The organism is Wenzhouxiangella sp. XN24, assembly GCF_011064545.1.
Classification (GTDB): Bacteria; Pseudomonadota; Gammaproteobacteria; order Steroidobacterales; family XN24; genus XN24.
The window spans coordinates 1-293 of sequence record NZ_JAAMFG010000023.1 but is presented as its reverse complement, the minus strand read 5'-3'; the positions used below and the strand labels follow the sequence as shown (position 1 = coordinate 293).

The 293-nt window shown below is 69.3% G+C and carries 1 protein-coding gene; it reads right to left on the bottom strand.

Features of this window, described 5'->3' with window-relative positions:
• On the bottom strand, nucleotides 1–293 hold a 293-nt coding region (locus G6032_RS02700; protein WP_240901927.1), incomplete at both ends, for a methyl-accepting chemotaxis protein.

The window sequence follows — 293 nt, the reverse complement described above, 5'->3', positions numbered from 1 at the left end:
CTGGCCGGTGCGCTGCGCGGTGCGGCGATGCCGGAGAGCTTGGCCTCGTCGATGCGGAACACGGAGACGGCCTGGGCGAGACCATGGGCCTGGTCTTCGAGGGAGGAGGCGGCCGCAGCCGATTCCTCGACGAGCGCGGCGTTCTGCTGCGTGACCTCGTCCATCTGGGTGACGGCGGTGGACACCTGCTCGATGCCCTGGCTCTGCTCATCCGAAGCGGCGGAGATCTCGGCCATGATGTCGGTGACCCGCTTCACGGCGGAGACGATCTCCTCCATGGTGGCGCCGGCCTG